Origin of the sequence: Streptomyces caeruleatus (genome assembly GCF_001514235.1) — a bacterium.
Classification (GTDB): Bacteria; Actinomycetota; Actinomycetes; order Streptomycetales; family Streptomycetaceae; genus Streptomyces; species Streptomyces caeruleatus.
Map to the genome: position 1 here is coordinate 1 of NZ_KQ948959.1, position 3,181 is coordinate 3,181.

Consider the following 3,181-nt stretch of genomic DNA (forward strand, 5'->3'; position numbering starts at 1 on the left):
CCAACCACCGGCCACGGCCGCTGCTCAGTCAGCAACTCCACCGCACCCGCCGACCAATCCACCTCAGGCGTCGGCTCATCCACATGCAACGTCCGAGGCAACACACCCCGCTGCATCGCCAACACCATCTTGATCACACCACCCACGCCTGCCGCGCCTTGGGTGTGACCGATGTTGGACTTTAGGGACCCCAACCACAGCGGACGGCCTTCCGGCCGGTCCTGCCCATAAGTCGCCAACAGAGCCTGGGCCTCGATCGGGTCACCCAGCCGGGTGCCCGTACCGTGCGCCTCGACCGCATCCACCTCAGCCGCGGTCAGCCCAGCGCTGTCCAGCGCCTGCAAGATCACCCGCTGCTGTGACGGCCCGTTCGGCGCGGTCAAGCCGTTCGACGCGCCGTCCTGATTCACAGCCGAACCCCGCACCACGGCCAGCACCTGATGGCCGTTGCGCTGAGCGTCCGACAACCGTTCCACCACCACCAAGCCGGAGCCCTCGGCCCACCCGGTGCCGTCGGCCGAGGCGGCGAAGGACTTGCAGCGGCCGTCGCCCGCCAACCCGCTCTGCTCGGCAAAGGCTCCCGGGGTGGCCATCACCGTCACACCACCGGCCAGTGCCAGATCGCACTCCCCGGACCGCAGTGCCTGGGTGGCCAAATGCAGGGCCACCAGCGACGACGAACATGCCGTGTCCACCGTCACCGCGGGCCCCTCCAAGCCCAACGCGTACGCGATCCGGCCCGACAGCACGCTTCCCGCAGTGCCGATTCCCAGAATTCCCCCTATCTCGTCTGCCGCCGTCTTCAACGGCTCGCTGTAGTCGTGGTACATCAGCCCGGCGTACACACCGGTCTTGCTGCCCTTCAACGAGTGAGGGTCGATTCTGGCCCGTTCCAGCGCTTCCCACGCCGTCTCCAGCAACAACCGCTGCTGCGGATCCATCGCCAACGCCTCACGCGGCGAGATACCGAAGAACCCGGCGTCGAACTCCGCCGCGTCATGGAGGAAGCCGCCCCTGCGGAAATCGGCGTCGGCCTGCTCCCAGCCCCGGTCCACCGGGAACCCGGAAGTGGCGTCCACCCCGCCGGCCAGCACATCCCACAGGTCTGACGGCGAGGACACCCCGCCCGGGTACCGGCATCCGATCCCCACGATCGCCACCGGCTCGAGCCTGGCCGTGGCGAGCTGCTCGTTCTGCTTGCGCAGGCGTTCGATCTCCTTCAGCGACGACCGCAGCGCTTCAACGTACTTCTCGATGGAGTCACTCATCGGAATACCTCTCGATCGTCGCTAGTTCGTGGTGTTCTCAGCCGCGAGGCGCAGCAGGCTCTCGCCGTCCAACTCGTCGATCGAGACCTCGTCGCCGGACGTGGTGGTCTGCGCGGCCTCGCCGTCTTCACCAGCGAGCTGTAGCAACAGGTCCAATAGTCCCGCCTTGCGCAGGCGGCTGACGGGGATGGCCGCCAAGGTCTCTCCGAGACGGACGTCCGCATCCTCGGACGGCTCCGCCACCAGGGTGTCGGGGCGCAACTCCGACCGAAGGTGGTCGGCCACCGCCTCCGGTGTGGGGTAGTCGAACACCAGCGTGGCCGGCAGGCGCAGGCCGGTGACCGTGTTGAGCCGGTTGCGCAGGTCGACAGCGGTCATCGAGTCGAAGCCCAGTTCCTGGAACGCGGAAGCAGCCTGTATCGACTCCGGGCTGGCGTGCCCCAGAACGGTCGCCGTGTGAGTGGTGACCACCTGTGCCAGGACGGCTTGAGCTTCAGTGGCCGACAGCCCGGCCAGGCGCTGCCTCAGCGCCGTACCCGCCGCCTCGCCGTCCCGCACAGTGGCGAGACTCCTACGACGGACCGGGCCCCGTACCAGCCCGCGCAACAGCCCCGACACCGGCTGACCAGCACGCACACCGGCCGGATCCCAGCGGAGCCCCGCCACGAGTGACCGCCCCGACCGTACGGCACGGTCCAACAGTGCCGTTCCCTCTTCCGCCGTCAGCGGCACAACCCCCGTCGCGCCGATCCGAAGACGGTCGGTTTCTGACAGCTGCCCGGTCAACGCGCTGGTCGGCGCCCACATGCCCCACGCCACCGAGACGGCGGACTCGCCGCCGGCGGCGCGCTGTTGGGCTATCGCGTCCAGCACGGAGTTCGCCGCCGCGTACCCCGCCTGTCCGGCCGCACCCAGCACACCCGACAGAGACGAGAACAGGACGAACGCGGCCAGGTCCAGCCCGGCGGTCGCTTCGTGCAGGTACCACGCCGCGTCCGCCTTCGGACGCATCACGGCATCGACCCGTTCCGGCGTCAACGACGTCACCATCCCGTCGTCCACCACACCCGCCGTATGCACCACCGCCGTCAAGCGATGCTCATCCGGAATCGTGTCGAGCACGGCGGTCAGCGCCGCCCGGTCCGACACATCACATGCCATCACCCGCACCTGGGCGCCCAGTCCGGTCAACTCGTCGACCAGTTCCTGCGATCCCGGTGCGGACGGCCCCTGCCGTGACACCAGGAGCAGATGCCGCACCCCGTGCCGCTGCACCCAATCCCGCGCCACCAACCCGCCCAGCGTCCCGGTCCCACCCGTGATCAGCACGGTGCCCTCAGGGTTGACCGGTCGTGCCTCCACCGACGGGGCCGACGACTCACCCACGCTCGCCGGCGTCAGTCGGGGGCTGTACGCCTGTCCGGCCCGTACGGCGAGTTCGAAGTCGTCCTCGTCACCAGGCGCGAGCACGGTGGGCAGGCACTGCCAGGACTCGGCCCTGCCGTCGACGTCCACCAGCCCGAACCGGCCCGGATGCTCCGACCGCGCCGACCGCACCAACCCCTGCACCCCGGCCCCAACCACGTCCTCGACCCGGTCGGCCGATCCCGTGGACACCGCGTTCCGGGTCACCACCACCAGACGTGCATCAGAGCGCTCATCACTGTCCAGCCACTCCTGCACCAAGTCCAACACCCGGGACACTTCCGAACGCGCCGCCACGGCCACGTCACCGCCGTCCGCTCCGACGGCATCGACGCCCGCGGGCAGGAGGACAAGATCCGCCTCCGGGCACTCGGACAACTCCCGATGCCAGGGAACACCCAAGACCATCGCCAGATCCTGACCACCCACGCCTGCCACCACACACCGCGACACATCACCCGCACCAGCCGGGACAACAGGCTTGAGAA

2 protein-coding genes are annotated in these 3,181 nt (G+C 69.1%); both read right to left on the reverse strand.

Annotated features, from left to right (window positions below):
* Positions 1–1,268 (reverse strand): beta-ketoacyl synthase N-terminal-like domain-containing protein (locus AQJ67_RS47410; protein WP_167366263.1); only part of this gene is annotated, 1,268 nt, incomplete at its 3' end.
* Positions 1,269–1,289: 21 nt separating this feature from the next.
* The coding region (locus AQJ67_RS47415) for a type I polyketide synthase (RefSeq protein ID WP_159058952.1) at positions 1,290–3,181 on the reverse strand (1,892 nt) is incomplete at its 5' end.